The sequence below is a fragment of the Labrys neptuniae genome (assembly GCF_040797145.1).
In the GTDB taxonomy this organism is placed as follows: Bacteria; Pseudomonadota; Alphaproteobacteria; order Rhizobiales; family Labraceae; genus Labrys; species Labrys neptuniae.
The window spans coordinates 285792-300065 of the sequence record NZ_JBFNQD010000006.1 but is presented as its reverse complement, the minus strand read 5'-3'; the positions used below and the strand labels follow the sequence as shown (position 1 = coordinate 300065).

Here is a 14274-nt window from a genome sequence, read left to right as displayed (position 1 = left end):
AAAAAGCCCCCTCGCGCGCCCCTCCGCCTACGCCAGGGCGTCGCGGATCGCCCGGACCGCGGCCAGGCTGGCGCGCGTCCGCGGTGCGTGCAGGAATTCCGGCCAGCTGGACAGCACCACGGCGGCAAACTCGCCGACGGGATCGATATAAATGAGCTGTCCGAACACACCCCGGGCCATATAGGCCCCGCGCTCGACATCCTCGATCCAGAACTGGTTGCGATAGGCGCCCCGAGGGAGAATGTCGCGATAGACGCCCTGGAAGAGATCGGGCCGCGCAGCGAAACGCGTGTCTTCCAGCCAGGAGGACGGAAGGAGGCGCCGGCCCCCGATCTCCCCACCGCCGAGATGCAGCAGGGCGAAACGGGCGTAGTCCCGCAAGGTGGCATTGAAACCACCGTCCGCCAGGCCATAGCCGGCGGAATCGACGGTGAAATAAGCATCTTCCTCGGCCCCCATCGGTGACCAAAGCTCTCGGCTCACCAATTCGGGGAGCAACAAGCCGGTGGCGCTCTGCAGCACGAAAGCCAGCACGTCGGTCTCGACGGAGCGGTAGTTGAAGATGGCGCCATGGACACTTTGGCTGGCCTGGAGTTGCAGGATCAGCTCGAAGACATGGGTCGGCCAGCTCGGATCCTTGCGGGCCTTCCAGCCACTGGCCACGTCCATCTTGGCGATATGCGAATCGAGCGCGGTATAGGTTTCGTCGAACACGACGCCGGTCGTCATGTCGAGCACTTGCTGCACGGTGGCGCCACGATAGGCGGTCGTCTCCAGCTCCGGCAGATAATAGGTGACCGGCGCGGCGGGATCGAGCACGCCGCGCCCGATCAGGATGCCGGCAACCGTACCCACCACCGATTTTGCGACCGATTGCGACAGATGCTGGCTGTGGCTCGTCATGCCGTTGAAATAGCGCTCCGCCACCACTCTGCCGTGATGCAGCACCAGAAATCCGTCGGCGTAATTCGCCTCGAAGAAGCTTCCGATCGTTGCCGGCTGGCCGTCGCTCTCAAAAGCGATCCCATCGATGTCCTGCAAGGCGACCGGCAGCGCCGTGGCCGGCCCCGGCCCACGCCAGACCTGCGCCGTCGGCACCAGTTCCCGCACATGCTGGAACGACCAGCGGTTCCACGGCGCCCGGTCCCAATCCTCGCGTGGAATGGAGGCGGCGCCGAGAACGGTCGGTTCCTGTGTCGATCCTTGGAGCTCCGGCGGGCTGTCATACATTCTCTGCGTCTTCCTTTCGGCTATCGAGGCAAATGAACGGAACGATCCGATCTATTCGATCAGCCGTCCTATTCGACGATCCTTGCCTCCTCGGGCAGCATGATAGGGAAACCATCCCGGATGGGATAGGCAAGCTTGGCGGCGCGCGAGATCAGCTCCTGTTTTTCCGCATCATATTCCAGCGTCGTCTTGGTGAGGGGGCACACCAGCAATTCCAGGAGCTTGGGATCGGTCAGCGGCGGTGGGCGGTGCGGTGTCGGCGTGGGCATCGGCACTCATCCTCACTGCAACGGCGTATCGGAGCCGTCGCCGCTCTTGGCAAGTTCGATCTGCGTGATGGCGACCAGGATCTCGGCGCGCTCCCGCAGGCAGGAGGCCTCGAGCAGCGCCTGTTTCTCGCGCCGCCCGAACGGACTCATCATCGATAACGCATTGACCAGCGCCTCGTTGGAGGCCTCGTGAATGTCGTTCCAGTCAACCTGGAAGCGATTGACGGCAAGATAGGCGCGCAGCGTATCGATCAGGCTCTTGCGGTCGACCTCCTCTTCACCGGCACGCGGGGTGAAATCGATGGCGAAGGGTTCGGCCGTGATACGGCATTGGCGGTAGGCCGTCGTGACGGTTTCCTCCGACAGGACCTTGAAACGCGAGATGCCGGTGAGCTGGATGAGGTAGCGCCCATCGCCTGTCTCGGCGAATTGGGTGAGACGCCCGACGCAGCCGACCTGGAACAGGCGCGGCATCGTCTCGTTTTCCTCGTCCTCGGGCTGAATCATGCCGATCAGGCGCGGTCCCTTCAGCACGTCGTCGATCATGGCCAGGTAACGCGGCTCGAAGATGTTCAGCGGCAGTTGGCCACGCGGCAACAGCAGGGCGCCGGCCAGGGGAAAGACCGGAACGACAGGAGGCAGATCGGCCTCCGTCTTGAACAAGGGATGCATCGGCTGCCATTCCTCAAACGGGCCTGGAGGCTGTCATGGCCCAAGGACGGGGCATGACAGTTTCTCAAGGTCGCGACCGCGACCTCCGGGCGGCATCTTACGGCCTGCTAGCGGGCCGCGTCACTATTTATGAGAACAGGATCGACGACAGCCGGCGGCGACCATAGATGGTGTTTTCGTCCATCGGGCCCCAGGCCTCGAAGAACTGCACGAGCTGCTTGCGCGCGCCGTCCTCGTTCCATTTGCGGTCGCGCCGGGCGATGTCGAGCAGCTGGTCGACCGCCTCCTCGCGCCTATTGGCAGCGGCGAGAGCCAGGGCGTAGTCGAACTTGGCCTGGTAATCCTTTGGATCAGCCTCGACCTGGCGCGCCAGCCCTTGCAGATCACCGACATCGCTGGCCTGTTCGGCCAGTTCCAGTGCGGCCCGGGCGCTGGCGATGAGGGGATCATTCTCCTTGCCCTTTGGCGTAAGCGAAAGCGTGGCCTTGGCCTGATCGAGCTCTCCGGCGGCAAGCGCACAGCGCGCAAGGCCGGCGATCGCCTTCAGGTTCTCGGCGTCCTGCTCGAAAATCTGCGCGAAGAGCTGAGCCGCTGCCGCTCCATCGCCTTCGTTGAGCAAGGCTTCGGCCTCGGCCAGCAAGGCCTCCGTATCCGGATCGCCGCCGGGACCGGCGATCCTGGTGATGAATTCCTTGATCTGGCTTTCGGGAATGGCCCCCATGAAGCCGTCGACAGGCTGACCCTTGGAGAAGGCGAAGACGGCGGGAATCGATTGAACCCCCAATTGCCCGGCGATCTGCGGATGCTTGTCGATATCCATCTTCACCAGCTTGACCTTGCCCTTGGCTGCAAGCACGGCCTTCTCCAGGATCGGCCCCAATTGCTTGCAAGGGCCACACCATTCGGCCCAGAAATCGACCAGCACCGGCTGCTTCATCGATTCCTGAATCACGTCGGCCATGAAGGTCTGGGTGGTGGTATCCTTGATCAGACCGTTGGTTCCGGCAGCGTCGTTGCTCATCATTCCTACCCGCTTGGAAAGCTTCGTCCGCGGTTAGATGGGGGCAAAACGCCTCGAAGGCAACCGTCAGATGCCATTGCCGTACGAAACAATAAATTTCATCTTGCTTGTTGCGAGAATGGAACAAATGAAACTTGGTACCTATTTTTCGCCAATAACCCCCAAAAGGGGTAACGGCGGTAGTCAACCACCAGCAAAACGGCCCCGCAACATATTGAAGAGCGCCACAGGCTGCCGCGTATAGAAAGAAAAGATTGTTACCTATACACGGACGACTACCGGGATATTTTTAAAGATTAAAGTTTTTTAATCGTATTCGGAAACTTCACTCAAATCACGGCGAATTCACGCCACCCTTAATATAACCTGCATACACGAACCGGGAAGGCTGAAAATCGCCTTTTGCCTCAATATGATACCTTTTGGTGTTGACGATGGGGAAGGTCCCTTTCGGATTAATCCCAAAAGACTTTCGCGAATAGTCGTTTCTGTGAGATAAATGGCACATCGCGATAATCAATATTCTGGCATCCTATTATTCGTGAATCGTTTTACTTTTCGAGCCCCACGGCAAAGAATTTCGTGGCGGCCGATGAAGGTGGCTGCGTGCGACAACCGACCGTGCAGGTTGGCAACGCAGAACAGCCACACAGGTGTAATGGCTAACACCCTAACGACGTATTAGGGTGAAGGCCCAACCCACAAGAAGACTTGTAGAGGAAGTAACGCCAGAACTTTCAAGAGGCCAAATCATGAGTCACCACGTCACCTGCAATGACATGCTGGATTGCCATGATCATAGACAAACGGAGCCAGGCGCGTTGCCTGTTGTGGACCGCAAAGTCGTCTTGCTGATCGAGAGCCGTCCCCTGCTGGGCGAGATCTTTTCCCATGCCCTCAAGGAGGCGGCCGACGATATCGATGTCCGCATCATGGGCGCTCCCGGAGAAGGTGGCACACAAGCCTCGCTCGCCATACTGAGCCTGGTACAGCGCAGCACGGACCCGCTCTTCATCAACTTCGTCATTCAGCAATTGCAAAACCGTATCGGCAAGCTGCCCCTGCTGGTGGTTACCGACAACAGCGATCCTGCAATCGGACGATTGATGGACGAGGCCGGCGTTCATAGCTGGATCACAGCTTCGATGGGCTTCAATGCCATGGTGAGTGCGATCCGGCAGGGCCTGTCGCTGCCACCACGTGAGGAAGCAGCTTCTCAGCCAATTTCCTATGCGAGCGCGCCTCCCCTGTTTACGGAACCGTCCTTGAGCGCGCCCAAACCGCGGCCCGAACGTCAATTGCGTTCCGACATCCATCTCAGCCTGACCGACCGCGAGATGGACGTCCTCAGCCTGCTCCAGAAGGGCAAGCAGAACAAGATCATCGCGCATGCCCTCAACATTTCCGAGAGCACCGCAAAAGTTCATATCCGCAACATCATGCGCAAATTCCATCTGCGCAACCGGACCGAAGTCGCCCTGATGTGCGGCAGCCAGATGCGCGCACCCGGCACCACCATGATGATCGGGCCCGATTGCGAAGACAGCCAAATGGCCGTTCCTGCCATCGCCTACTGACGACGGCCACAAAAGACGTCCGATGGACCGAGCTGGGTGTGTTGGGGAACTCTGATCCAGCCGTTCCACGCCTTGAAAATTTCCTCTCGAACAATCCGGGGCTTTTGAGCTGCATGGCGCGTATTTGCGTCGCTGCGCGGCAATATTTGGCATGCCCAAATCAATTTTTAGTATATCGCCCTTGATTTAATACCCCTTTGTACTAATTCCAATAGACAAGTTTCTCTACACTGAAAAATCAATAAGCTTAAAACTGTAATCACCGCGGGCTTAAAGCAAATGCTTCTGCTGATTACAGCCTTAAGCACCTCACAAGACAGACTGAGTGGAGAGACCATTATGAAATCGCTTCTCATCGCATCCGCCCTGATCCTGAGCGTTTCCAGCGCCGCGATGGCCTTCAGCGTCGGCAGTGGCAATGGCAACGGCAACGGCAATGTCGGCTTCGGCAACGGCAACGGCAACGGCAACGCCAATACCGGCGCCTTCAACGGCAACGGCAACGGCAACGGCAACTGGGGCGCCCTCAACGGCAACCTGAACGGCAACGGGAATGCCGGCGCCGTCAACGGAAACGGCAACGGCAACGGCAACGCCGGCATCGGAAACGGCAATGCCAACGGCAACGGCAACGTCGGCCTCGGCAACGGCAATGCCAACGGCAACCACAACTTCGGCTTCGGCAACGGCAACGTGAACGGCAATGCCAACTACGGCATCGGCAACGGCAACGTGAACGGCAACCACAACTGGGGCGCCTTCAGCGGCAACGGCAACGGCAACGCCAACCAGTAAGCTTTGCTTGCTCTCAGGGAGCTGGCCCGGCTTTCCTCCCAGCCACTGGTCAGCTCCCGCCTCCCCTGGCGTTCAGCGTTCGCTGCTCGAGCTCTGAAATCTGGATGCGGCACTCCTCCTCCCTCCCTGCTCCGGCGTAGCGTCCTGCGGACGGCCGACGGAAGAGGATCCCGCATCCAGGCCTTTCCGGCCCGGCATCAGGCGGCTCGATCCGACGGACGAACCGCTTCGAACGCTCCGTGCAGGTCCAGTCAGATTGCATCATGGACGGGCCGCGGCAGCGACAGACCGCACCGCCCGATCATTGAACACGCCTCCCGGCCTCCGGGGCCAGGCTGTTTTTCGAGTCGCAAGAAAGGACAGTATCATGCGCACCCTCCTCACGCGGCTGCTGCTGAGTGCGGCACTGGTCTGCACCCCGGTCCTCAGCGCCTATGCGGGATTCGGCAATGGCAACGGCAATGGCAATGGCAACAGCGGAACCGGCAATGGTAACGGCAACGGCAACGGCAATTCCGGCACCAACAACGGCAACGGCAACGGCAACAACAACACCGGAACCGGCAACGGCAACATGAACGGCAACGGCAATACCGGGACCGGCAACGGCAATATGAACGGCAACGGCAATACCGGGACCGGCAACGGCAATATGAACGGCAACGGCAACACCGGAACCGACAATGGCAACTATAACGGCAACGGCAATACCGGTATCGGCAACGGCAACCTGAACGGTAACTTCAATACCGGCACGTTGAACGGCAATTACAACGGCAATTTCAACACCGGCGTCGGCAACGGCAACATGAACGGCAACGGCAATTACGGCATGGGTGATCCCAATGACCCGGATCCGCCCGCCGGCGTGAAGGTCACTGCAACCAGCGCGTCGCCCAGAAATCAGGCCCTGCCCTCAAGCTGCAATATCCAGAACCTGGGTTGCACCTCGCGGTAAGCCGAAGGACGCGAGACGGCGCGCCTTCCTCGGCCTGAAGGCACGCCGGACGATCGCCCGAGGCACGTGATCCCGGCAAAGCCCCATCTTTAGTCCCCCGGCGCCCATCGCCGCGGGACGGGGTCGATCGCATGTCCACGCGCTCCCAGTTTTTCCGGAAATCCGACGACCACAATGGGAAGGCAATGCCTTTCCCGAACCCAGTCCAGGAAAGGTAGAACCATGAGAATCACCGTGTTCCATGCGGCCCTCTACGCCGCGCTCGCCTGCACCTCGATCTCCGCAGCTCACGCTTTCAGTTACGGAAACGGAAACGGAAACGGAAACGGAAATGTCGGCGTCGGCAACGGCAATGCCAACGGCAACATGAATACCGGCATCGGCAACGGCAACGGCAACGGCAACGGCAACTGGGGCGGCTTCAGCGGCAATAGGAACGGCAACGCCAATAGTGGCCTCGCCAACGGCAACGGCAATGGCAACGGCAATTACGGGCTCGGCAACGGTAACTACAACGGCAATGCCAATACCGGCACCTTGAACGGCAATGCCAACGGCAACGGCGCGCCGGACGCCAACGGCAATATTGGCTACGGCAATGGCGGCACCGGCAATATCGGCGCCTATAACGGCCGCGGCAACTCCAGTTCCACCAGCGGCAACAACAATATCGGCGCGCTGAACGGCAACAACAATGGTGGCATGTTCAACGGCAACGGAAACGTCGGTTCGTTCAACGGCAACGGAAACGGCAACCCATAGGAGGCTGCCGAGGCAGCTTCGGCCGGATCGACTGCTGGGTCGGTCCGGCCTTTATGGTTTATACTGAACCACGCCGTCCCTGATCACAGGAATGCAACCATGATCGCAGACCTCGATATCGGCTGTTGGCAGACTCCCCCTACCCCCCAGGTTCCGGCGCTTTCCCGCTGCCATGTCCCAGGCCCGCAGCACGGGGCATCTCAAATCCGGATACTGCGGAGAGATGATGTTATCCTTGTTCAATACAGCGTTGGGCGAGGAAACAACAACGGCAACGGCAATACCGGCAACTTTAATGGAAATTTCAATCAAGGAAACAATAACGGCAATTTCAATTCTGGTAACGGAAACGGAAACTGCTTCACAAGTGACAATAACGAAAACCACAACGAGGCAACGTATAGCTGGGACTACAAGCGCCTCATGAAAGAACTTCAACGCTGCGGCATTACTCCCCGTCAGGTTCCTTAGCGATAAAATATTGTATTCATTGCGAAAATCACATTTGTAGCGTAGCCTCCTGTACACCTCATAGACTTTCCAAAAGTTTGTGGGCGTGTTTGTGTTTGGGGGAACGCATATGAAATCGCTTGCGAAGGGTATTGTCTATTTCTTCACCATCGTCATCTTCCTTACCGCTGCCTCGCTGGCACAGGCCCAGAACGGAACTAACAACGGCAATAATTCCGGCGACGGATCCGGCAATGGCAACGGCAATGGCAACATCACAGGCAATGTCGGCGGCGCCACGCTGAACAATCGCGATCGACGCCAGGCTCCCGCGGCGTTTGCCCCGGGCCTCGCGGCGGCCGGCATCGAAGCCTGCCTCGGCAGTGTCAGCGTCGGCGGCTCGGGCGCCGGCTTCGGCTTCAGCTTCGGCACCACCAAGCTCGACCAGGGCTGCAATATCCGCCTCTACGCCCGCACCCTTCAGGCCATGGGCTATCGCAGGGCCGCTACCCAGATGCTGTGCTATGATGCCGATGTTGCCGGTGCCCTGGCAACGGAAGGCATTCGTTGCCAGGTCGGCCCCAGGGCGGCACCATCGGCTGGCGTAGCCGGCGTGCAGCAACCGGCCCAGCGCTATGCCCGCGGGACTACCGCGACCCAAACCGCCTACGCGCCTCGCCGCAAATGTATGAGATACGACATCTTCCGCGGCTGTCTCGACTGAACGGGATCATGCCCGTCGGCAACCCGACGGGCTTTCCACACCATGCGCCGGCACGGGATGTCGGGGCTTGTGCCCAGAGCCATGTTCAGTGGCTCTGGGTGCTTTTGATTCTTGGTGCCTTCTGATGATTTTCGCCGAATCCTCGACAGGACGCCTGATGCCGCCAGGTGTTCGAGCCTCGGATGCGCCAGCATCTTCGAGACCCAGCATCTTCGAGACCTGGAATCAGAGCGAGGTGCGCATCGATGGAAGCGCGCTCGGCCTCAGGCGTCCGCCTGCTGAGGCTGCGAGACGGCAAGGATCCTGGGCTCGTGTCCGGTCGCGCGCAGGAAGGCAATGAGGTCTTCGCGGGCGATCGTGGTGGTCTGCGTATTGACCAGCGGATGATGGTTGAGCTTGTCATTCTCGAGCAACGCCTGATCGAGCACCACGGTCACCTGCGCTTCGGTATCGTTGATGGCGCCGAAGGGCGTGACCGCGCCCGGCAACACCCCCCAGACCTGCGTCAGCAGCTCGGCCGAACCGAAGGACACCTTGCCCTGAGCACCGATGATCTCGTGGATGCGCTTGAGGTCGACGCTGGCATCCTCCTCCAGCACCACCAGGAACAGCCGGCCCTTGCGATCCTTCAGGAAGAGATTCTTGGTGTGACCGCCGGCGATCTGCCCCCGCAGCGCCTTCGAATCCTCCACCGTGAACAGGGGCGGATGCTCGACGGTCGTCACTGCGATGCCGAGCTTGGCGAAGAAGGCGAACAGGTCGTCAGGCGTGGCCGGCATGGTTCGGGGTCTCCTGGAAAGGCCCCCTGACTAGAACGACGGGCCGGCTGGCGCAAGGCTGACCGGCCAAAGTAAAAGGGCCCCGCCATGCGGAGCCCTGAGAATTGGCGCGGCAGCGAAGCTCCGGTCAGAACTTGTAGTTCACGCCGGCACGCACCGTATGCACGGAGACGTCCGCCTTGGCAGTAACCTGGGCAATGTCGCTGTTGGCCTTGATCGTCTCGGCCTTGCCGAGATCGACATAGAGATATTCGGCCCGAATCGTCCAGTTCTGCGTCAGCGCATATTCGGCACCGGCACCCAAGGCCCAGCCGAACTTGGTCTCCGAACCGGACAGGTTGGTGCCACCCGTGGTGACCTTCGACTTCACATGGCCATAGGCCAGGCCGCCGGTGCCGTAGACCAGAACATTGTCGAAGGCGTAGCCGGCACGCAGACGGGCCGTGCCGAACCAGTCGAGCTCGGTCTTCACGGTCACCGGAATGTTCTGGTCGCCGATGAAGGTCTTCTTGGAATCGAGGCCGGCATATTGCAGGTCGGCTTCGGCGCCAATCACCCAATGCGGATCGAGCTGGTAGTTGTAGCCGATCTGGCCGCCACCGACGAAGCCATTGGCGGTATCCTTGACGCGAGCCACACCACCGTTCAGGCCGAAGCCAAGCGCCGTAGGAAGATCATTTGCCGTCGCAGTCGGCACCGCCTTCAGATCCGTGTCGAGATTGCCGCGGCCATAGCCCGCACTCAGACCGGCATAGAAGCCTGTCCAGGTGAAGGATGGCACGATTTCCGGCGCGACCGGCTCGACGGGCGGCGGCGCCAGGTCGGCGGCGAATGCCGCTGCCGGCGCGAGAATGACGACGCCCGCAAGCAGAGCATTCCTAAGAATTTGCATTTTAATACCCCAGCACTTGGCACTTGTTACGCTCGAACGCCTGATAGCACCGCCTTTACATGAAATCCTATGACATAAATGCAACACCGGTTTTTTTATTGAGCAATCCATAATAGATATACTTAATAATTATAGTTAACGCCCCAAATGGCACAAAATAATTACGTAGAGTAAGATAGGAACAAACATCGGCAGCGCCGCACCCGGCGGCTTTCGTTCGAACATCGGCGTTCCCCTCGCGGCCAAAATCGCGTAAAGGAGCGCCGTCGCAGAGACCTTGACCCTCTGATGGACGGAAGGATGCCATGTTGAACTCGCTCGACCTGCCGCGCCGGCCGCAGGACACCCGTGTCGTTGTTGCCATGTCGGGCGGCGTCGACTCTTCCGTTTGTGCCGCTCTTCTCAAGGAGCAGGGCTATGACGTGATCGGGGTGACGCTTCAGCTCTATGACCATGGCGCCTCGGTCCATCGCAAGGGCGCCTGCTGCGCCGGCCAGGACATTCACGATGCGCGCGAGGTCGCCGACCGCATCGGCATTCCCCATTACGTGCTCGACTATGAAAGCCGCTTCAAGGAGGCGGTGATCGACCGTTTCGCCGATTCCTATGTTGCCGGCGAGACGCCGATCCCCTGTGTCGAATGCAACCAGCGCGTCAAGTTCCGCGATCTGCTCGGCACGGCACGCGACCTCGGCGCCGACGTGCTGGCGACCGGCCATTATGTTGCCAGCCGTGCGGTGCCCGGAGGGCGCGGCCTGTTCCGCCCGCGCGACGCCGAGCGCGACCAGAGCTATTTCATGTTCGCCACCACCAAGGAGCAGCTCGACATCCTGCGCTTCCCGCTCGGCGAGATGACCAAGCCGGAAACCCGCCTGGCCGCCGAGCGTTTCGGCCTGTCGGTAGCGGCCAAGCCCGACAGCCAGGACATCTGCTTCGTGCCGTCGGGCCGCTACGCCCAGGTGATCGAGAAGCTCAAGCCCGGTGCCGCCGTTCCCGGCGAAATCGTGCATCTGGACGGCCGCGTGCTCGGCCAGCACCAGGGCGTCATCCACTACACCATCGGCCAGCGCAAGGGCCTTGGCATCGCCACCGGCGAACCGCTGCACGTCATCCGTCTCGATGCCGAGGCGGCACGGGTGATCGTCGGCCCGCGCGAAGCACTAGCGACGCGCCATGTCGCCCTGCGCGATGTGAACTGGATCGGCGACGGCGCGCTTGAAGACCTGCCTTCCGAAGGCCTGGAGATCGCGGTGCGCGTGCGCTCCACCCGCGCGCCCAAGCCGGCCTTACTGCATTTCGGTCCGGAAGGCCCGACGATCGAGCTTGCCGAAGCCGAGGACGGTGTTTCACCCGGACAGGCTGCCGTGTTCTACGACCACGCCGATGGCCAGGCCCGCGTGCTCGGTGGCGGCTTCATTCGGGGCGCACGGCCGCAGACCGTCTTCGCCTATGGCGGCCAGACCGCTGCAGCCTGATCCGGCCCGGCGCGCCATTGAGCGCGTGCTTTCGGTCCTTGCATTGCGTTAAGCTCTGGCCGAAAAGGAGAGCCCTCCTGTCGAGGGTTCGCGTGTGGATTGTTGAAACGGCGTGGTGCGATGGCCAGAGACCTTGATCCCTACAAGCTGTCTTCCCCCCGGATCTTCTTCATCCGCATGCTGATCTTTCTGGTGCTGGCAGCCTGCGTCACCGCCGTGCTCTATCGCCAGCTCTATATCGCCTTCATGGCCAATCCCGGCCTCAACGGCCTGATCATCTTCACGCTGCTGCTTGGCATCGTCTTCGGCTTCCGCCAGGTGATCCGCCTGTTGCCGGAAGTGCGCTGGGTCAATGCCTATCGCCTGCGCGATCCCGGCCTGGAGCTTCGGGACCAGCCGGTGATGCTGGCACCGATGGCGACATTGCTGGGTGACAAGGTCGGCCGGCGCTCGATCTCGCTCTCCACTTTGCGCTCCATCCTCGAATCGATCGGCATGCGCCTCGACGAGCAGCGCGAAGTCTCGCGCTATCTCACGGGTCTCCTGGTCTTCCTCGGCCTGCTCGGCACGTTCTGGGGCCTGATCGAGACCGTGGGTTCGGTCGGCAACGTCATCAATTCCATGTCGGTGGGCGGCGGCGACGCCAGCACCGTGTTCGAAAGCCTGAAAAGCGGCCTCGCTGCCCCGCTCAAGGGCATGGGCGTGTCGTTCTCGTCCTCGCTGTTCGGCCTTGCCGGCTCGCTGATCCTCGGCTTCCTCGACCTGCAGGCCGGGCAGGCCCAGAACCGCTTCTATACCGAACTCGAGGACTGGCTCGCCGCCACCGTGACGGACATCGAGGCCGAAGGCCTGGCCCGCGGCGGCTCGGACGGCGAGATGGCAGCCATCAAATCGGCGATCGAGCGCATGGCCGACGGCTCGCGCGAGGCCGGTTCCGGCCGCAATGCCACCGCCGCCATGGCTCAGCTCGCCGAGGGCATCCAGGGCCTGGTGCAGCATATGCGCTCCGAGCAGCAGATGATCCGCGACTGGGTCGAAAGCCAGGCCGAACAGCAGCGCGACATCAAGAGCGTGCTCGAGCGCCTGACGCAAGAGCGCGAGAAGAACTGATGCCGGAGTCAGAGTAATGCCGCTTGGGCGCAGCCGCCGTCGCGGCGAGGGCATCAATTACTGGCCGGGCTTCGTCGACGCCCTGTCGACCCTGCTCCTGTCCATCATCATGATCCTGTCGATCTTCGTGCTCGGCCAGTTCTTCCTGTCCCAGGAAGTCACCGGCAAGGACGAGGCGCTCAACCGGCTCAATGCCCAGATCGCGGAATTGTCGCAGCTGCTTGCGCTGGAACGCACCAATGGCCGCAACGCCCAGGAACAGCTGTCGGTACTCACCAGCGGCCTCGACAAGGCCAATGCCGACAAGACGCGCTTGCAGGGCCTGCTCGACGACGCCCAGAAGGATGCCGCAGCCGCCAGCGCCCAGGGCGGACAGGTCGCGCAAATCCAGGGTGAGCTCGACAGCCAGAAGCGCATTTCCGACCAGGCGATGGCGCAGGTCGAACTGCTCAATCAGCAAATCTCGGCCCTGCGCCGCCAGATCGCCGCGCTGGAACAGGCCCTCGACGCCTCCGAATCCAAGGACCGCGAGAGCCAGACCAAGATTGCCGATCTCGGCTCGCGCCTGAATGCGGCGCTGGCCCAGCGCGTGCAGGAACTCTCCCGCTTCCGTTCCGACTTCTTCGGGCGCCTGCGCGAAGTGCTCGGCAACCGTCCGGATGTCCGCATCGTCGGTGACCGTTTCGTCTTCCAGTCGGAGGTGTTCTTCCAGGCGGGGCAGGCCACGCTGCAGCCCGAGGGCAAGGCCGAGATGGACAAGCTCGCAGCCGCCCTCCTCGACCTGCAGGACAAGATTCCCACCGATATTCCCTGGGTGCTGCGCGTCGACGGCCACACCGACGACCGGCCGATCAACTCGCCGCAATTTCCGAGCAACTGGGAATTGTCATCCAGCCGCGCCATCTCCGTTGTGCAATATCTGATGTCGAAGGGGATCCCGGCACAGCGCCTCGTCGCAGCCGGTTTTGCCGAATTCCAGCCGATCGATACCGCCGGTACCGACGAGGCGCGCAAGAAGAACCGCCGCATCGAGCTGAAGCTGACCGAGCGATGAGCATGACCGCCGTCACGCTGCGCCGGGCCGGCGCAGCCGATCAACCCGCTCTATGCTCGCTGTGGTGCACAGCCTGGCAGGAAACCTATCCCGCCTTCGACTACCAGGCGCGCTGGCCTGGAATGTGGGCCCATTGGCAGGGATCTCAGGCTGAGATCTTCGTGGCGTCACGCGAGGACGCCGGGGCGAGCCCGATCATCGGCATGCTGGTGCTGATCCAGAAGGCAAGCGACGTGCTGGAACTGGAACAGATCGCTTTGCCATCCAGCGAACGGGGCAGCGGCACCGCTCACCTGCTGATGCTGTTTGCCAAGCAGCAGGCTCGCTCCGTCCTGCGCCTCACCGTCAATGCCTTCAACGACAGGGCGATCCGCTTCTATGAGCGCGAGGACTTCGAGCGCATCGGCAGCGGCGTCAACCCCGCCTCCGGCCTGCCGACCTTCGACTATGAATGGCGGCGATAGTCGTCTCGGCATCGGGCATGTCCCGGCCTCACCGGGACATGC

The 14274-nt window shown here is 61.4% G+C and carries 16 protein-coding genes; 10 read left to right on the top strand and 6 right to left on the bottom strand.

Features of this window, described 5'->3' with window-relative positions; translation table 11 throughout:
• Positions 1-27: 27 nt before the first annotated feature.
• From ABXS05_RS19380 to trxA, 4 genes are all read right to left on the bottom strand, one after another.
• A complete protein-coding gene (locus tag ABXS05_RS19380) occupies positions 28-1230 on the bottom strand; it encodes a serine hydrolase domain-containing protein (protein WP_367625057.1) in 1203 nt (400 codons plus the stop codon).
• 68 nt (positions 1231-1298) lie between these two features.
• Positions 1299-1499 (bottom strand): Trm112 family protein, encoded by a 201-nt coding sequence (locus ABXS05_RS19375; protein ID WP_367625056.1) that lies wholly within the window; start codon positions 1497-1499, stop codon positions 1299-1301.
• A 12-nt stretch (positions 1500-1511) separates the two neighbouring features.
• On the bottom strand, positions 1512-2171 hold the full coding sequence (locus tag ABXS05_RS19370) for an LON peptidase substrate-binding domain-containing protein (RefSeq protein ID WP_311932870.1): 660 nt from the start codon (positions 2169-2171) through the stop codon (positions 1512-1514).
• A gap of 127 nt (positions 2172-2298) precedes the next feature.
• A complete protein-coding gene (gene trxA, locus ABXS05_RS19365) occupies positions 2299-3195 on the bottom strand; it encodes a thioredoxin (RefSeq protein ID WP_311932871.1) in 897 nt (298 codons plus the stop codon).
• A 683-nt stretch (positions 3196-3878) separates the two neighbouring features.
• On the opposite strand from trxA, the gene ABXS05_RS19360 reads away from it, so the two are divergent.
• The 6 genes from ABXS05_RS19360 to ABXS05_RS19335 all read left to right on the top strand — a co-directional run bounded on the left by ABXS05_RS19360 (position 3879) and on the right by ABXS05_RS19335 (position 8458).
• Positions 3879-4769 (top strand): response regulator transcription factor, encoded by an 891-nt coding sequence (locus tag ABXS05_RS19360; protein WP_367625055.1) that lies wholly within the window; start codon positions 3879-3881, stop codon positions 4767-4769.
• 279 nt (positions 4770-5048) lie between these two features.
• Positions 5049-5564: a hypothetical protein gene (locus ABXS05_RS19355; protein WP_311932872.1), complete on the top strand. Its 516-nt coding sequence runs from the start codon at positions 5049-5051 to the stop codon at positions 5562-5564.
• Positions 5565-5931: 367 nt separating this feature from the next.
• Complete coding sequence (locus ABXS05_RS19350; protein WP_367625054.1) at positions 5932-6522, top strand: hypothetical protein; 591 nt, start codon at positions 5932-5934, stop codon at positions 6520-6522.
• A 222-nt stretch (positions 6523-6744) separates the two neighbouring features.
• The gene (locus ABXS05_RS19345; RefSeq protein ID WP_367625053.1) at positions 6745-7284 is read left to right on the top strand and encodes a hypothetical protein; all 540 of its coding nucleotides are present in this window, start codon (positions 6745-6747) and stop codon (positions 7282-7284) included.
• A gap of 99 nt (positions 7285-7383) precedes the next feature.
• Positions 7384-7755, top strand: coding sequence for a hypothetical protein (locus ABXS05_RS19340; RefSeq protein WP_202908557.1), 372 nt, complete (start codon positions 7384-7386; stop codon positions 7753-7755).
• A 109-nt stretch (positions 7756-7864) separates the two neighbouring features.
• Positions 7865-8458: a hypothetical protein gene (locus ABXS05_RS19335; RefSeq protein ID WP_311932876.1), complete on the top strand. Its 594-nt coding sequence runs from the start codon at positions 7865-7867 to the stop codon at positions 8456-8458.
• A 263-nt stretch (positions 8459-8721) separates the two neighbouring features.
• Here ABXS05_RS19335 and ABXS05_RS19330 read toward each other — a convergent pair whose 3' ends face one another.
• Together ABXS05_RS19330 and ABXS05_RS19325 are read right to left on the bottom strand one after the other, a co-directional pair.
• Entirely contained in the window at positions 8722-9237 is a 516-nt protein-coding gene (locus tag ABXS05_RS19330) for a prolyl-tRNA synthetase associated domain-containing protein (protein WP_311932878.1), read from the bottom strand.
• Between the two features lie 127 nt (positions 9238-9364).
• Entirely contained in the window at positions 9365-10129 is a 765-nt protein-coding gene (locus tag ABXS05_RS19325; protein ID WP_367625052.1) for an outer membrane protein, read from the bottom strand.
• A 305-nt stretch (positions 10130-10434) separates the two neighbouring features.
• Between ABXS05_RS19325 and mnmA the strand changes: the two genes are divergently transcribed.
• From mnmA to ABXS05_RS19305, 4 genes are all read left to right on the top strand, one after another.
• Positions 10435-11604 (top strand): tRNA 2-thiouridine(34) synthase MnmA, encoded by a 1170-nt coding sequence (mnmA, locus tag ABXS05_RS19320; protein WP_367625051.1) that lies wholly within the window; start codon positions 10435-10437, stop codon positions 11602-11604.
• A gap of 120 nt (positions 11605-11724) precedes the next feature.
• Positions 11725-12714 carry a flagellar motor protein MotA gene (locus ABXS05_RS19315; protein ID WP_311932885.1) on the top strand — a complete coding sequence of 330 codons (990 nt, stop codon included), beginning with the start codon at positions 11725-11727 and terminating at the stop codon, positions 12712-12714.
• Between the two features lie 16 nt (positions 12715-12730).
• On the top strand, positions 12731-13768 hold the full coding sequence (locus ABXS05_RS19310) for a peptidoglycan -binding protein (RefSeq protein WP_068297785.1): 1038 nt from the start codon (positions 12731-12733) through the stop codon (positions 13766-13768).
• Positions 13765-14232 (top strand): GNAT family N-acetyltransferase, encoded by a 468-nt coding sequence (locus ABXS05_RS19305; RefSeq protein WP_311932886.1) that lies wholly within the window; start codon positions 13765-13767, stop codon positions 14230-14232. Before ABXS05_RS19310 ends, ABXS05_RS19305 begins: the two co-directional genes overlap by 4 nt.
• Positions 14233-14274: the final 42 nt, after the last annotated feature.

Excerpts from the sequence above, each read along its gene's own strand:
- ABXS05_RS19380 (WP_367625057.1), bottom strand. The coding sequence starts at position 1,230 with ATGTATGACAGCCCGCCGGAGCTCCAAGGATCGACACAGGAACCGACC.
- ABXS05_RS19375 (WP_367625056.1), bottom strand. The coding sequence starts at position 1,499 with ATGCCCACGCCGACACCGCACCGCCCACCGCCGCTGACCGATCCCAAG.
- ABXS05_RS19370 (WP_311932870.1), bottom strand. The coding sequence starts at position 2,171 with ATGCATCCCTTGTTCAAGACGGAGGCCGATCTGCCTCCTGTCGTTCCG.
- trxA (WP_311932871.1), bottom strand. The coding sequence starts at position 3,195 with ATGATGAGCAACGACGCTGCCGGAACCAACGGTCTGATCAAGGATACC.
- ABXS05_RS19355 (WP_311932872.1), top strand. The coding sequence starts at position 5,049 with ATGCTTCTGCTGATTACAGCCTTAAGCACCTCACAAGACAGACTGAGT.
- ABXS05_RS19350 (WP_367625054.1), top strand. The coding sequence starts at position 5,932 with ATGCGCACCCTCCTCACGCGGCTGCTGCTGAGTGCGGCACTGGTCTGC.
- ABXS05_RS19345 (WP_367625053.1), top strand. The coding sequence starts at position 6,745 with ATGAGAATCACCGTGTTCCATGCGGCCCTCTACGCCGCGCTCGCCTGC.
- ABXS05_RS19340 (WP_202908557.1), top strand. The coding sequence starts at position 7,384 with ATGATCGCAGACCTCGATATCGGCTGTTGGCAGACTCCCCCTACCCCC.
- ABXS05_RS19335 (WP_311932876.1), top strand. The coding sequence starts at position 7,865 with ATGAAATCGCTTGCGAAGGGTATTGTCTATTTCTTCACCATCGTCATC.
- ABXS05_RS19330 (WP_311932878.1), bottom strand. The coding sequence starts at position 9,237 with ATGCCGGCCACGCCTGACGACCTGTTCGCCTTCTTCGCCAAGCTCGGC.
- ABXS05_RS19325 (WP_367625052.1), bottom strand. The coding sequence starts at position 10,129 with ATGCAAATTCTTAGGAATGCTCTGCTTGCGGGCGTCGTCATTCTCGCG.
- mnmA (WP_367625051.1), top strand. The coding sequence starts at position 10,435 with ATGTTGAACTCGCTCGACCTGCCGCGCCGGCCGCAGGACACCCGTGTC.
- ABXS05_RS19315 (WP_311932885.1), top strand. The coding sequence starts at position 11,725 with ATGGCCAGAGACCTTGATCCCTACAAGCTGTCTTCCCCCCGGATCTTC.
- ABXS05_RS19310 (WP_068297785.1), top strand. The coding sequence starts at position 12,731 with ATGCCGCTTGGGCGCAGCCGCCGTCGCGGCGAGGGCATCAATTACTGG.
- ABXS05_RS19305 (WP_311932886.1), top strand. The coding sequence starts at position 13,765 with ATGAGCATGACCGCCGTCACGCTGCGCCGGGCCGGCGCAGCCGATCAA.